The organism is Mesorhizobium sp. M0048, assembly GCF_040323405.1.
GTDB lineage: Bacteria > Pseudomonadota > Alphaproteobacteria > Rhizobiales > Rhizobiaceae > Mesorhizobium.
Map to the genome: position 1 here is coordinate 1 of NZ_JAMYUV010000081.1, position 14,388 is coordinate 14,388.

Below are 14,388 nucleotides of genomic sequence, written 5' to 3' on the forward strand. Positions count from 1 at the left end.
GTCCCAGAATCCAGCCTGGCCTCGCATCCAACGCCTCCGTGCAAATCACCAGGCGAAGTGAATCAAAATGCGGTCTCGATTGCCAGGTTTTTCGAGGTGTCCATATGGATACCTACCCTCACGACATTGCCAACAACCGAAAAATAGAATAAAGTTCTCAAAATAAAATCTACATCAGATATTTTCAGCGTGTTCGATTTTAGTCGCTGATTGTAAGCTGACTTAAACTCACTGATATTCAGTATCCATTTTCTTGATTCAGAGAATATCGAAAAGACGCTATCAATATCGGGTATAAGCCCATGCATCTCGTCAATAAGTTCTTTTCTTAGATAATTAGAGTATGCCTTGTCCGCATCTTTTACAGTATCAGCCGATATTTCTTCGCCATTTTTACTCAACTCAATATCTGCGCACTCTTTTAGATAATTTATGTAGTCGCGAGGCCTGCCTTGGGTGCTCATCGTGATGTACTTATAAGAGTCAATCTGCTTTTTTCCCCCTGAATAGCTCATGGGCGATCGTGAAAAGATAGAATACCAGAGTTTCTCAAAATTATCTTCTTGAATTCCGAAGACACGAGAAAGGCGGTAAGCAATCAGCCTTCTGATTTCAGGATCTTTCCATTTGAGTGATATTTCAAGATCTCGCCACTTATTTTTGTCGGCGTCCTTTATAAGATCATAGATGTCGTCTCTAAGGAAAATTACTGGGTACAGTTTTTTCCCTTTTGAGGTTATAGATGATCTAACATCTTGAACAGCCTTAAATAGACTTGTGAGAAGGTCTAAATAATTACTTTTATTGTAGCTAGCAAAAACATCTTTATAATCCTCATCCAATTCATCGAATAGAACGAATATCTTTTGATCGGGAATATTCTTCAGCACAAAAGCTTCTAAATTTTCCACTTTCTCCTGAAGTGTCGCCTTTTTCTTGTTGCGAAGCCAGTTCGTTACATTTATACCTGATCCTAAGACGTTTATTCCAAAGTCGCCAGCGATCCATTTTCCCACAATCGTACCCAGATTGTCACTGTCCGGAGCTGGGAACGCTTTCTCAATTGTACGCCTTACAAGAGGATCTGTATGGACGCTTCTGGCAATTGATCTGCACGCTGCGGAATATATAATTAATTTCCATATAGTTATGTATTGGTTTGGTTTCGTATATGTGCTATTATCTTGAGTATATAACTCATTGAATGGGAAATTTTTGAACGTTAATTTTGAGATTAGGTTCAAATTTGAATCATCATGATCGTGCAGATATTGAACAAGCGCCGTTTTTCCTGTACCTTTTCTGCCTATTACATAAGCTTTTTCTCCATCAATAATGTCGTGAAGCTCTGGAACAGTAAAGAAATATCTCTTAAGATCGTCGAGGCGAGCCTCAAGCTTCCACTTCGAAATTTCCGACAAAGCTTTTCTGCGAGTTTCTTTCGAGAGTTCGAGTGTTGGGCCTGCATACGGTTCAAGTGTTTTTACCCGATTTTGCTTTTCAGGGCTCGGGCGACTAACTGTCATCGCACTTCTCGCGTTGCGAGCTTTCATTTTTCCATCGGATTCATCTGCTTCAAAGGACAACCTTTCACCCTTCTTGAGGTCTGTCCAAGCACCGTGATATTCTGAAGAGTGAAGGAAATAGCGAACGAGAGTACCCTCGGCTTTGACGAAGCCGTAGTTTTTGCCAATGGGCAAAGTGTCAACCCAGCCGTAAAGCACTATTCCAACCCTCCCTTATGTCCGCGTCGAAAGTATATTGTAACTCACGCATTCCACAGCCCCTTCTTCTTCATCTCCTCGATCTCGCGGACGGCACGCTCCCGCAGCCGAGTATCGCGGATCATCTTGCTCACCGCGGCATCGTCGGACTTGTCGGAATAACGGAATTCGGAATCCGCATAGCGATTGATCTCCTGCATGACCATGTCCATCGAGAATGGCCCGCGCAGTTCCTCGATCATGGCTTTCTTGTCGTCGTAACCCTTGTGCATGAAGGCTTCCGGCTTTTCGAACCACTCGTCGGGCAATTCGATGTCCATGGCACGCATCTTGATCGCGTCGGTGACGTTCTTGATGGCGCGGCCGGTAAAGCGCGGCTCGGCATCCTTGATCATGTGCAGATAAGTGCCGATGTCGGCCATCGTCTTCGGTGCGCCGTTCTCCTTCATATAGCGCTCGTAGACCTTCATCAGCCCGTCTTCCTGCGGCTTTTCATGTTCCTCGTAGGCCTCCATCACCGCGCGCTGGATTTCCTGGGCAGCGTAGAGCTTGTGCTCGCCGAGCGGGATCTTGTGGTTCTTGCCGGCGAGCAGAACGAAAATGTCGATGTAGTCGTCGCGGCTCTGCGGGCCATCGACCAGCCAGCGCGCGCCGGCGCGCTGGCGCAATGCGTCGTCGACGTTCTCGGGATAGTTGGAAAACATGCCGAACGAGCAATTGCCGCGCACCACGGTGCCGGCACCCCCGAACGCGTCCATAAGCACACCGGTGATTTCCTGCTGGCCGGCAGAGGCACGGTCGTCTGAGCGGCGTGCGGCGACCTGGTCGATATCGTCGATTGTGCCGAAGCCGATGACGCGCGGGTTCAGCACATTGTTGATGAACTGGCGGCAGTTCTGGCCCGACTTGCCCTGGTAGGACGAGATCTGGTCGACGCCGAAATTCTCGTAAGCAAAGGGATAGCCGGCGACCTGGCAGTAGCCGTTGACGAGACCGGCGATCATCTGGATCAGCGTCGTCTTGCCGGTGCCGGGCGCGCCGTCCCCGATGAAGGTGAACAGGAAGCCGCCGAGCTCGACAAACGGGTTCAACTCGCGCTCGAAGTCGTAGGCCATCAGCATCTTGGCGAGCTTGACCGACTGGTATTTGGCGATGTGGTTGCCGACGACCTCCTCCGGCTTCTTAAAGGTCATGACCAACGGTTTTGCCCGGTTGCCCGGCGCGACGTCGAAACCATCGAGCGTGAAATCGTCGACGTCGATGCGGATATGCGCGTTCTCGAACGGGCCGATGCCGTCGAAGCGGCCTTTTCGCGCCAAAAGCCCATCGATGGCAATGCGGGCAAAGGCGCGCGCCCGGGTCATCAGGTCGGCGTCGTCCTTCGCGCCGGATATCGCCCTGTCGAGGCCGGCCACGATCGATTTCACCGCGTCCTGGGGCGTGTCGAACAGAAAGTCCGGCTCGGGCGTGTCGTTCGGCGCCTCGCCGTCGCTATCGATCAGCTGGAACAGATAGGAGGCGAAGCTGAAGGCGGAAATATAGGCCGAAGCCGACAGCAGCTTTTTGAATGTGGCGGCCTCGTCGCCTTCGAGCGGCGCGCGGGCGTTTTTCGCCTGCAGGCTTTCGAGGTCAGAGCCTTCGGCGAAGACATCGGATATTGCCAACGCAATGGCCAGCCCACGCCGGGCGCGAAACAGCAGCATGTGCTGCGGGATGGTCAGCAGCTGGTCGTCGGGATGGACGGCAGCGACGGTTTTGGCGAGCTCGACCTCGCGCGTGCGGCGAACCGAGCCCACCGAAACGGTCGAGACGAAGCGGCGGTTGGTGCCGGCAAGCGCGGTACCGGATTCGCGCGATGGGTCCTCCAGCACGACGATGCGGGTGATGAAACTTTGCGCAGTGGCGCGGTGCTTTTCGATTGCCGCTTCCGGGATGGCGGTCAGACCGGTGTCCATGGAGGATACTCCGCGATTTGATGGTCAGACGTCGCTGATGACCTGCCCTTTGGACAGGATATGGACCTTGTAGCCCGAAAAGATCTTCTGCGCCTCGCCGGCGGCGTAAAGCGACTGATAGGCCTCATGCGGAATCAGCGCGTGGTTCTCGTAGCTCGACACGCCCTGGCGTGCGGCCTCGAGATCGTCGGTGTTGATGAAGAATTCCTGCGTCGTCTTCTCGCTCGAAAACAGCCCCTTGCGGCCGGGCTTCTCGGCCTTGGAAAAGACCTCCTGGATAGTCCAGGTCAGCAGCCAGGCGTTTTCCGGCTTGCGCACTTTGGCCAGCACTTCGTTCACCGTCGAATTGTTGTCGGTAATGCCGGCAGAATAGAACGGGCCGAGCACGACGCGGCGCAGCTGCTTGGGATGCAGCGTCTCGAAATCCTTGTCGAGGTTGACCGCGATCGTCGCCGGCGACAGCGTGTAGGCGGAATTCTTCTCGGTGAAATCGTCGAAACGGTGGGCGAGTTCGGGATTGAGCAAGCCGTCGACCGGCAGCGGAATGTCGACCCTCTCATTAAGCTTGCCGCTGCTATCGACCAGCTGCCGGATCATGTCGTCGGAGGAATCCTCGACCGTCGCCATGTAGACCAGCGGCAGGTTGGCGCTGCCGTCGAAGCAGGCCCAGTGGACCAGATAATAGGGCCGCAGCGTCTTCGGGTTGACCGAAACCTTGGCCGTCTGGGCGAGCGTGAACGGGCCGAAGGTGGTCCCGCTCTTGACGTCTTCGAGGTAAAGCCGCTCGGCCATCGACTTCTGCAACGCTTCGGGAAATTCCTTGTGGCGCAGAATGAAGTCGGCCATTTCCTCGCGCAGCTCGCTGGCCGAAGGGATGACGGCGAGACGGCTGTCGGCCTGGAGGCGGTCGTTTTCCAGTTCGAGCAGGTTCTGGAAAACCGGAAAACCGCTTTCGGCGCGCGAGATGCGGAACGTCTCGGTGAAACCCAGCCGGTTGCGCCAGCACGAGAACGACTTTTCGAGCCGCGCAATATATTCGGCGACGACCTTGGCGACGATGCCGTGCCGATAGAGCGGCGAGCGATCGTCGCGCATGAACACTTCGAGGCCGCCAAGTGCAGCCGCGATCGCCGAGAAATAGCGCGCCGCGGCTTCGTTTTCGGGGGTCATGCTGCCAGCCCTTGGGAGCAGTGCACGTGCAGCAATTACGACTGCACGTAATTTGCCGAATTGTGCTTCTTCATCACATCGTCGAAGCGGCGGGCGAAGGCGTCGTCGGCGAGCTTCTTGCGGCGCTGGATGTCGGCGGTGGCGACCATGTTCTTCTCGTGCATTTCAAGCAGATCGCCGATGTGCTTTTGCGAGGCGGCACCAATGCCGGCCATGGTCTCCTCGGCGGTGTTGTCGACCTGGCTGCCCAGCGTGTTGATCTTATGGGCGACATCCTGCTGGGCGGCGGTCTTCAGCGAATCTTCCAGGGCCTTGTACAGCACGATGCGCTGCTCGGTATCGATGGTCAGCTTGTTGATCAGCGTCGATTGCGCCGCGATCTGATTGTTGAGCGAATCGACGAAGGTCTGGAACATCGAGGTGTAGCGCTCCAGCGTCTGGCTCTCGGCCAGCAATTCCTGCTCCTTGGCCTGCTTTTCGTTGTATTCCGTGGCCAGTTTCGAGCGTTCGCCTTCAAGCTGCGTGCGCTCCTTCTGGCTGGTCGAGGCGGCGATCTTGTTCTCGATGTCGAGCAGCATCGGGTTGAGTTCCTCGATGCGCTTCTGCACGGTCTCGAGATTGGACATGGTTGTCTTGCGGCGCTCGATCACCTGCGACAGGCTGGCCTCGGAGGTCTTGTAGCGCGTGTCGAGAACCTGCTTCTGCGCCTTGAGGATGCCGACGATGGTGTCGGATTTCGCCAACAGCTCCTGCAAATTGCCGGCCAGCGACATGTTGCGGACGCGGTCGGTGCGCATGCGCTGTTTGCGCTGGCTGGAGAAGACGCCGACGAAATTCTCCCAGCCGGTGTAGTTCTTCATGCTCTCGAATTCGGCGCCGAAGACGTTGGTGGCGTCCTCCAGGCCGATGATCAGGTCGGCGATATTGCCTTCCATCACCTTCTGCTGCTTCAGCACGTCCTCGATGCGGGCATTCTCGATGTCGAAATTGGCGTCGCCGATCTTCTTGTCGGCGGTGGCGAGCGTGTCGAGCACGCTACCGGACTGCTCGATCTTGGTGCGCATGTCCTCTACGACCTGCTTGGTCTTGGCAATCTCGGCATCGAAATTCTGCAATGTCGCCATTGGGGCCTCCCGCTTCGGCATCGGTTTTCGTGTCGCAAACCGCCGTGACTATATGTGCCGGGTTTGGCGAATGAAAGACGGAAGACGGGCGACACCAGGAAACGAGGCAACTGGGGTCACGCTCAGGGCCTGGGATCAGCCTTGAGGTAGGCGATGACATTGGCGATGTCCTCGTCGCTGGTCAGGCCGGAGAAGGCCATTTTATTGCCGGGGACCTTCTGCCGCGGCGCGCGCAGGTATTCGGCAAGGCTTATTTCGTCCCAGACCAGGCCGGCGGCGCCAGCGTCCTTCATCCCCTGCGAGTAGCGGCTGAGATAACTGTCCGCGGTGCCGGCGGTGCGTCCGACGACACCCAGCAGATGCGGGCCGACCTTGTCGCGTTCGCTCGTTGCCTCGTGACAGGCCATGCATCTGTTGAAGACCTTCTTGCCGAGAGCGGCATCGCCGTCGGCATGCGCGGCAAGAGCTCCGACGATGAGGAAAGCAGTTGCAGACGAAATGGCTCGAAGCATGGGAACTCCCCGACGGCTCTGGCTGAGAGGTTTTGAAAATAGGAAGCAAGCCTTAACAAGCGCGGCACGATGACGCGATCGCGGAACGAATGTCGGCTGGGCGGACGGATGGACGCAACGCGCTGGTCAGGTTTTGATGAAGCCGATGAAATCGTCGGGCATGGCGCGGCCCATTTCCTCTTCCCAATGGCGGCGGCAGAGTGAGACATAGACGTCCTTGCCGATCGCCACCTGTTCACCCTGTTTCGCCACCTTGCCGTCGGCCCCTAGGCGTACCACCATCGTCGCCTTGCGGCCGCAACGGCAGATGGTGCGCACCTCGCGCAGCTCGTCTGATATCGCCAGCAGGGCGCGCGAGCCGGAAAACAGCTTGCCCTGGAAATCGGTGCGCAGGCCATAGCACATGACCGGAATGTTCAGCCGGTCGGCGATGCGGGCGAGTTGCCAGACCTGATCCTCTTCGAGGAACTGCGCCTCGTCGACAAAGACGCAATGCACCGTGGCGTGGTCATGATGCTCGGCGACCCGGGCAAACAGATCGTCGCCGTCGCGGAACATCTCGGCCTCCGTCTCCAGGCCGATGCGCGACGAGATCAGCCCGGTATCGCTCTTGCGGTAGTGGCCGGCGATGAACAGCATCGTCGTCATGCCGCGCTCGCGGTAATTGTACGAGGCCTGCAACAGCATCGTCGTCTTGCCGGCATTCATCGTCGCATAATGGAAGTACAGCTTGGCCATGCCGTCCTTTTAAGCCGAGTTGCAACAAAGCGGGGAGGGGGAGCGCCTACATTCCACCGGGAAAAGACGACTTCCATCCGTAAAGCGGCGGGCGTGTCGCCGATCGGCCAGTCTGCGCCGTTGTTCGTGATTGCCTTAGTGCTTGAAACCGCAGCAGAATGGTGTTTGGCTGACGGAACAAAGGTGGAGATAAAACCGCCACTTCGCTTCACCGAGAACTGAAATGGGAGAATTTCTATGTCGCGCATGAGTTCATTCGTCGCCGGCCTCGGCCTGGCGGCTTTTCTATCCACGACTGGGGCCTTCGCCGGTGATGCGGAAAGCTGCAAGACGGTGCGGCTGTCCGATGTCGGCTGGACCGACATCCAGGCGACTACCGGCGTCGCCTCGGTACTGCTCACGGCGCTCGGTTACGAGCCGCAGGTGATCCAGCTTTCGGTGCCGGTGACCTATGCATCGCTGAAGAACAAAGACCTCGACGTGTTCCTTGGAAACTGGATGCCGTCGATGACCAACGACATCAAGGACTATACCGCCGAAGGCTCGGTCGAGACCGTCAGCGAAAATCTCAGCGGTGCCGGCTATGGCATCGTCGTTCCGACTTATGTCGCCGATGCCGGTGTCAAGACGCTGACCGACCTCGGCAAGTTCAAGGACAAGTTCGACGGCAAGATCTATGGTATTGAGGCCGGCAATGACGGCAACCGCATCATCCTCGATATGATCAAGGATCCGAAGACCAATCTCGAAGGCTTCGAACTGGTCGAGTCTTCCGAGGCCGGCATGCTCACGCAGGCCGAGCAGTCGATGAAGAACAATGAATGGATCGCCTTCCTCGGCTGGACGCCGCATCCGGTGATGGGCGCCATGAAGATCACCTATCTCGAGGGGATGGGCGACAGCGGCTTCGGCGCCGCCACCGTGCATACCAATGTGCGCAAGGGCTACATGAGCGAATGCCCGAACGCCGGCAAGTTCATCGCCAATCTGAAGTTCAACCTGGACGTGGAAGGCGAGATGATGGACGCGATCCTGAAGGGCGCCGACGCCAATACCGCCGCGACCGACTGGCTGAAGAAACACCCTGACGCGATCACCCCCTGGATCGCCGGCGTCACCACCTTCGACGGCGGCGATGCGGCGGCAGCGGTGAAAACGGCGCTCGGAAGCTGACCCGATCATCTGGCATGACGAGACAAGGGGCAGCCACGGTAGAAATGGCTGCCCTTTTTCATATCCTGTGACAAGATGACCGTGCGGCGAAGGACGGCGCCGGCAGAAGAGGGGCTAGATGGATCCGATCTCCAAATTCCTGGTCAGTTACAAGATTCCCATCGGGGCATGGGGGAAGGCGTTTTTCGGCTTTCTCACCGACAATTTCGACACCATCTTCAGGGCTTTTTCCAACAGCCTCAACTTCCTGCTCGACGGCATCGTCGACGGGCTGCTGTTGCTGCCGCCGGTTCTGCTGATCGCGCTGATCGCTCTGCTCGCCTATTTCCTGCAGCGCTCGAAAGGCCTCGCTTTGGCGGTATTCATTGGATTGCTGTTCATCCTCAACCAGAACCTGTGGAAGCAGACGGTGGAGACGCTAGTGCTGGTGGTCGCCGCCGCCGCCGTGTCGATGGCCATCGGCGTGCCGCTCGGCATCTGGGCCGCGCACAAGCCGAAGGTGTATCGCGTCATGCTGCCGGTGCTCGACCTGATGCAGACGCTACCGACCTTCGTCTACCTGATCCCGGTGCTGACCCTGTTCGGCCTCGGCAATGCGCCCGGCCTCATCGTCACCATCATCTTCGTCATTCCGACCTCGGTTCGGCTCACCCATCTCGGCGTCACCTCGGTGCCGAAATCGATCGTCGAGGCGGGCGAGGCGTTCGGCGCCACCAAACGCCAGCTGCTGTGGAAGGTCGAGCTGCCTTCGGCGCTGCCGACCATCATGGCCGGCTTGACCCAGTCGATTATGCTGTCGCTGTCGATGGTGGTGTTCGCCGCCCTTATCGGCGCCGGCGGCCTCGGCACCGAGATCAACCGCGCGCTCGGTTCGCGCCGGATCGACCTAGGGCTTGAGGCAGGGCTGGCCATCGTCGTGCTTGCCATCGTGCTCGACCGAATGACGCGCATCGGCGTGGGAGGCAAGAAATGACCGTCGCCGTTGATTTCAGGAATGTCGACATCGTCTTCGGCGCCGACCAGGCAGGCTCGCTGGCGCTGATCGACAGCGGCGCCACCCGCGCCGAAATCCTCGAACAGACCGGCAACGTACTGGGCTGCGCCGGCGCCAGCCTCACCGTGAACGAGGGCGAGATCTCGGTGCTGATGGGGCTTTCCGGCTCCGGCAAATCGACGCTGCTCAGGGCCGTCAACCGGCTGAACGTGGTCTCGCGCGGCCAGGTGCTGGTCAAGGACGGCGACGGCACGGTCGACGTCGTCACCTGCGACGAGGCGACGCTTCGGCGGTTGCGGCAGAAACAGGTGGCGATGGTGTTTCAGCAGTTCGGTCTGCTGCCGTGGCGCACGGTGGAGGAAAATGTCGGCCTCGGCCTCGAGCTCGCCGGCGTGCCTGAAGCCGAGCGCAAGGAGCGGGTGAATAAGCAACTGAAGCTGGTTCATCTCGACCAGTGGTCGAAGAAATACGCGCATGAGCTTTCCGGCGGCATGCAGCAGCGCGTCGGCCTGGCGCGCGCCTTTGCCACCGAGGCGCCGATCCTGCTGATGGACGAGCCGTTCTCGGCACTCGACCCACTGATCCGGACCAAGCTGCAGGACGAGCTGCTGCAGCTTCAGGCCGAGCTGAAGAAGACCATCATCTTCGTCAGCCACGACCTCGAGGAGGCGCTGAAGATCGGCACCCACATCACTATCATGGAGGGCGGACGCATCGTGCAGACCGGTGCGCCGGAAGACATCGTGCTGCGGCCCGCCAACGACTATGTCCGCGACTTCATCGCCAATGTGAACCCGCTCTCGGTGTTGACCGCGTGGAACGTCATGCGCGACCGCCGCGACCTCGAACATGGCGAGAACGGCTGGGTGTGGCTCGACCGGCGCAAGACGACGCGCTTCAAGATCGACGAGCATGGGTTGGTGGCGGCGGCCGAGCGCGACGGCAAGCCGGCGGTATGGGTGTCCTGCGCCGATGTCGAAGCCCAGCCGGAGGAGACGGCGCAGGTGTTCTGGGCCAATCCCGGCACCTCGCTGAAGACCGTGATGCTGGCCATGCATCGCTCGCAGACCGCACCGGTGGCGCTGTTCGACGACCAGTCGCGCTTCGTCGGCGCCATCGGCGTCAGGGATGTGCTGAGCGCGGTGCTGCGAAGATAATTTTTCTCCTTGGCGAGAACCGAGACCAAACGCCGGCGCGAAGGAACGCCGGCTTAGCCCGATACCGCAAGCTAAACCGCCAGCGGCAATCTCAGTTCCGTCAACAGGCCGCCATCGGGGTGATTGGACAGGATGACCTCGCCGCCGGCGCCGCGGGCGATGTTGCGGGCGATGGTCAGGCCGAGGCCGAGGCCGCCGGTCTGACGGTTGCGCGACTGTTCCAGGCGCACGAACGAGCCGAACACGGCGTCGAGCTCGGCTTGCGGTATGCCCGGCCCTTCGTCATGGATCGCCAGCGTGATTGTCTTGCCTGATTGACGCAGGCTGAGATGCGCCCTCTTGCCATAGGTCACCGCGTTCTGGACGAGGTTGGTGACGCAGCGCCGCAGCGCGACCGGCCGCGCCATGCAGATCAAGCCGCGCGAGCGCCCGTCTTCATTCTCGAAGGAGACCTCGTCGAAGCCGTCGGCGATCGATTCTACCAGCGACCAGAAATCGATCCTCTCGCTCTTCTCCTCGGTCACCTCGAAAGTGGCGAAGTCGATGACCGAGCTGGCAATGCCTTCGATGTCGGCGAGGTCGTGCGCCAGTGCGGCGCGCACGGACGAATTCCTCAGCAGTTCGAGGCGCAGCCGCATCCTGGTCAGCGGCGTGCGCAGGTCGTGCGCCAGTGCGGCCGCAAGATGCTCGCGGTCCTCGACGTAGGCGCGCAGTCTCGCCTGCATGGCATTGACCGCCTTTGCCGCGGTACGCACCTCGCGGCTGCCGCTCTCGGCGATCGGCGGGCTCTTCAGGTCCTCGCCGATCCGCTTCACCGCGGTCTCCATCATCCTGTAGGGCGCCGTCAGCCGGCGCAGCGACCAGATCGAGGAAGCCACCACCAGCCCGGCGATTAAGGCATAGAGCGGCAGGCTATCGAAGCTCAGTATCGGCCCGGCCGGCGTGTTCGGTTCGGTGAAGTTCAGCCACTGGCCGTCGGCAAAGCGAAGCGAAGCCGTCAGCTTGTCGCTCTGGGCGAAATCGGCCGCCAGCACCAGCAGGTCGCGCTCGACCTGGCCGATATCGGGACCGGCGACCGTCCCACCGGGAGCGTCCGCTTCGTGCGTTGCCGGGTCGCGGCGGACCCGTGCATCGGTGATCCCGAACTTCGACAGCCGGCCGACCAATATGTCTTCCAGTTCGGCCAGCTCGTCGTCGCCCGCTATCGACGAGGTGACGGCGGGCGTGTCGGAGACGGTGAGCGCATAGGTGGCATTGAACAGCCCGGAGGCCGTCGCCTTGCGCTGTTCTGGGGTGGCATCATGCATCAGCTGCACCAGCGAGAAGGCGCGGTCGTTCAGCCGATAGAGATCGACGACGTCATTGGCGGCCGCACGGTCGCGCGAAACGATGTAAAGGGTCGCGATCTGGCTGATCAGCAGGCCGGCGATGACGATGAGCAGCACCCAGACCGGCAGCGTTTGCGGCAGGATGCGTCTCATTCGGAGGTCGTCTCAGGCAGGAACTGGTAGCCGCCGCTGCGCACGGTCAGGATCAGCTTCGGCGTTTTCGGGTCGTCCTCCATCTTGCGCCGCAGCCGGCTGACCAGAATGTCGACGCTGCGGTCGAAGCTGTAGCCGCTGTCGCCGCCGGACAGCTCGATCAGCTGCTCGCGGCTCAGTACGCGCTGCGCGCTCTTGACGAAGGTCTGCAGGAGATTGAATTCGGCCATCGTCAGCTCGATCCTGACGTCGCCGGGCGCCATTAGCCGGCGGCGCGAACAGTCCATCGTCCAACCGGCGAAATGGTAGATCTGCCGCGAGGCGGCGCGTCGCGGCTCGGCGGCGCCATTGCGTCTCAAGACGGCACGAATGCGTGCGAGCAGCTCGCGCGGATCGAAGGGTTTCGGCACGTAGTCGTCCGCGCCCATCTCCAGCCCAACCACGCGGTCGGTTGTCTCGGTAACCGCGGTCAGCATGATGATCGGCGTCGAATAATTGGCGCGCAACTCGCGGCAGAGCTCCAGCCCGCTTTTGCCGGGCAGCATGACGTCCAGGACGATCAGGTCGACCTGGGCGCGGCGCAGGACGGTCTCCATCTCGGTGCCGTCGGCGGCGACAGATGTATGCAGCCCTCGCCTCTGGAAGAATTCCTGAAGCAGGTCGCGAATGCCCTTGTCGTCGTCGACGATCAGTATGTGGGGGTCGGATTTCACAGGAAACCTGTCATTTGTGGATCGCCCAAGCGGTGCTTCGGCCGTCAGCCAGACGATAGAATTCAGGCCATAAGTTGGCCAGTGAAGATCGGCGGCCCGATCCGGGCTGCCCAGAAACAATCCAGAAACAAAATTCTACAATCCGGAAAAACTGCCGAAAAAAATCAAGGTCATAAGTGGTGCCGTGGCGGTCAGGTCATCGGCTGCGACACGCGTTACGGGATACGGATAGACCAATGCAAAGGTTCTCGATCAGTCTGATGGGTGCGTTGCTTTCCATTTCGCTCGTCACGGCCGCGGTTGAACAAGCCGATGCAAAACTGGCCGATGCAAAGGTGGCCAATGCAAAGGCGGCCGATGCAAAGGTGGCGACCACCCGCAGCGAGCGTTGCATCGATCTGAACCGCCAGTTTGACGAAGCCCTCGAAACCCATGCCGCGGCAACGCAGGTCACCGCGGCGAAAGCACTTCAAAGAAAGGGAAACCGGTTCTGCGCCAACAAGAAACAGGCACAGGGAATCCGGATGCTCGCGAACGCCTTGAAGCTGCTTGGAGTGACACCGATCGATCCCGTTCAGTGACACTCAATCCGATCTGCACAAAAAGGAAGTGAAGCCATGAAAAAGTCTCTCCTCTCCGCCCTCGGTCTCGCCATCGCGCTGGCCGTCTCGATGCCGGTTCTCGGCGCCAGCAGCGCCAATGCCGCGACCACCACCCCGGCTGCGACGACAACGACGACCGCTGCGCCGGCCAAGGCCGTGAAGAAGGTCGCTGCCAAGAAGACCGTCAAGAAGCACAAGAAGCACGCGGTCAAGGCAGCTCCGAAGGCCTGATCAAGCGACATCTTTCTACCCTATGAGAAGACCGCTCCAGTTGCGATTTGCCTGGAGCGGTCGTCTTTTTTGTTGCGTGCAGACAATACGGGCAGTCCCGGCCCACACCCCCCGTTGAACGCCAGACGGCAGTTCCCACATAGGCACGGATTTTTGAACTGCGTCCGCCGGGAAGCCGCTCGCGCGCGGTTGAATGGACGACCGCTTTTGCCCATGTCAAAATGACCGCAAAGCCGTCGTACTCAATTGCCGGTCCAATGCCTGAAATCACGACAAAACCCCGTACCAGCACGAAGCCGAAAGTCGAACGGCCGAAGCTCTACAAGGTTATCCTGGTCAATGACGATTTCACGCCGCGCGAGTTCGTCGTGACTGTGCTGAAGGCCGAGTTCAAGCTCAGCGAAGACCAGGCGCATAGGATAATGATCACTGCGCACCGGCGCGGCGACTGCGTCGTCGCCGTCTTCACCAGGGATGTCGCCGAGACCAAGGCGGCGCGGGCAACCGATGCCGGCAAGGCCAAGGGTTATCCGCTGATGTTCACGACGGAGCCGGAGGAGTAGGGCTCCTTTTCCCTTCTCCCCTTGCGGGAGAAGGTGGCCGAGCGAAGCTCGGTCGGATGAGGGGTGTTCCAGGGAACGCCGACGCCTCATTCTTCCGGCACCCCTCATCCGTCTTGGCGCTTCGCGCCAATCCACCTTCTCCCACAAGGGGCCTGTTGCGTAATTCGCTGATTGTGATTCTCTGAGACGAAGCTCGGAGGGAATCGCGATGGCAGTGAAGCAGATGGGCCAGTTGAGCTTGGCGGAGGCTT

14 protein-coding genes are annotated in these 14,388 nt (G+C 59.3%); 6 read left to right on the forward strand and 8 right to left on the reverse strand.

The features are described from left to right. Positions 1–62 precede the first annotated feature (62 nt). From NKJ84_RS31645 to NKJ84_RS31670, 6 genes are all read right to left on the reverse strand, one after another. Positions 63–1,724, reverse strand: coding sequence for a cold-shock protein (locus NKJ84_RS31645; RefSeq protein ID WP_352509800.1), 1,662 nt, complete (start codon positions 1,722–1,724; stop codon positions 63–65). Between the two features lie 44 nt (positions 1,725–1,768). After that, on the reverse strand, positions 1,769–3,679 hold the full coding sequence (locus NKJ84_RS31650; protein WP_352509801.1) for an AAA family ATPase: 1,911 nt from the start codon (positions 3,677–3,679) through the stop codon (positions 1,769–1,771). A 24-nt stretch (positions 3,680–3,703) separates the two neighbouring features. Next, a complete protein-coding gene (locus NKJ84_RS31655) occupies positions 3,704–4,849 on the reverse strand; it encodes a hypothetical protein (protein WP_352509802.1) in 1,146 nt (381 codons plus the stop codon). A gap of 35 nt (positions 4,850–4,884) precedes the next feature. Further along, the gene (locus NKJ84_RS31660) at positions 4,885–5,973 is read right to left on the reverse strand and encodes a hypothetical protein (protein WP_352478015.1); all 1,089 of its coding nucleotides are present in this window, start codon (positions 5,971–5,973) and stop codon (positions 4,885–4,887) included. Between the two features lie 122 nt (positions 5,974–6,095). Beyond that, positions 6,096–6,485: a c-type cytochrome gene (locus tag NKJ84_RS31665; RefSeq protein WP_352509803.1), complete on the reverse strand. Its 390-nt coding sequence runs from the start codon at positions 6,483–6,485 to the stop codon at positions 6,096–6,098. 126 nt (positions 6,486–6,611) lie between these two features. After that, complete coding sequence (locus NKJ84_RS31670) at positions 6,612–7,223, reverse strand: thymidine kinase (protein WP_352509804.1); 612 nt, start codon at positions 7,221–7,223, stop codon at positions 6,612–6,614. 237 nt (positions 7,224–7,460) lie between these two features. Here NKJ84_RS31670 and NKJ84_RS31675 point away from each other — a divergent pair, with 237 nt between their 5' ends. From NKJ84_RS31675 to choV, 3 genes are all read left to right on the forward strand, one after another. After that, positions 7,461–8,396 carry a choline ABC transporter substrate-binding protein gene (locus NKJ84_RS31675; protein WP_352509805.1) on the forward strand — a complete coding sequence of 312 codons (936 nt, stop codon included), beginning with the start codon at positions 7,461–7,463 and terminating at the stop codon, positions 8,394–8,396. Positions 8,397–8,514: 118 nt separating this feature from the next. Continuing rightward, positions 8,515–9,369, forward strand: a complete 855-nt coding sequence (choW, locus tag NKJ84_RS31680; RefSeq protein WP_254819158.1) for a choline ABC transporter permease subunit — start codon at positions 8,515–8,517, stop codon at positions 9,367–9,369. Further along, on the forward strand, positions 9,366–10,547 hold the full coding sequence (gene choV / locus NKJ84_RS31685) for a choline ABC transporter ATP-binding protein (RefSeq protein WP_254819159.1): 1,182 nt from the start codon (positions 9,366–9,368) through the stop codon (positions 10,545–10,547). Before choW ends, choV begins: the two co-directional genes overlap by 4 nt. Before the next feature lie 71 nt (positions 10,548–10,618). Here choV and NKJ84_RS31690 read toward each other — a convergent pair whose 3' ends face one another. Together NKJ84_RS31690 and NKJ84_RS31695 are read right to left on the reverse strand one after the other, a co-directional pair. Then, complete coding sequence (locus NKJ84_RS31690) at positions 10,619–12,028, reverse strand: ATP-binding protein (RefSeq protein ID WP_352509806.1); 1,410 nt, start codon at positions 12,026–12,028, stop codon at positions 10,619–10,621. Next, on the reverse strand, positions 12,025–12,741 hold the full coding sequence (locus tag NKJ84_RS31695) for a response regulator (protein WP_352509808.1): 717 nt from the start codon (positions 12,739–12,741) through the stop codon (positions 12,025–12,027). The genes NKJ84_RS31690 and NKJ84_RS31695 overlap by 4 nt, the downstream gene beginning before the upstream one ends. Positions 12,742–12,977: 236 nt before the next feature. On the opposite strand from NKJ84_RS31695, the gene NKJ84_RS31700 reads away from it, so the two are divergent. The 3 genes from NKJ84_RS31700 to clpS all read left to right on the forward strand — a co-directional run bounded on the left by NKJ84_RS31700 (position 12,978) and on the right by clpS (position 14,137). Next, positions 12,978–13,322: a hypothetical protein gene (locus NKJ84_RS31700; protein ID WP_292665026.1), complete on the forward strand. Its 345-nt coding sequence runs from the start codon at positions 12,978–12,980 to the stop codon at positions 13,320–13,322. Between the two features lie 36 nt (positions 13,323–13,358). Next, positions 13,359–13,574 carry a hypothetical protein gene (locus NKJ84_RS31705; protein ID WP_352450529.1) on the forward strand — a complete coding sequence of 72 codons (216 nt, stop codon included), beginning with the start codon at positions 13,359–13,361 and terminating at the stop codon, positions 13,572–13,574. Between the two features lie 257 nt (positions 13,575–13,831). Further along, on the forward strand, positions 13,832–14,137 hold the full coding sequence (gene clpS, locus NKJ84_RS31710) for an ATP-dependent Clp protease adapter ClpS (protein WP_352509809.1): 306 nt from the start codon (positions 13,832–13,834) through the stop codon (positions 14,135–14,137). Positions 14,138–14,388: the final 251 nt, after the last annotated feature.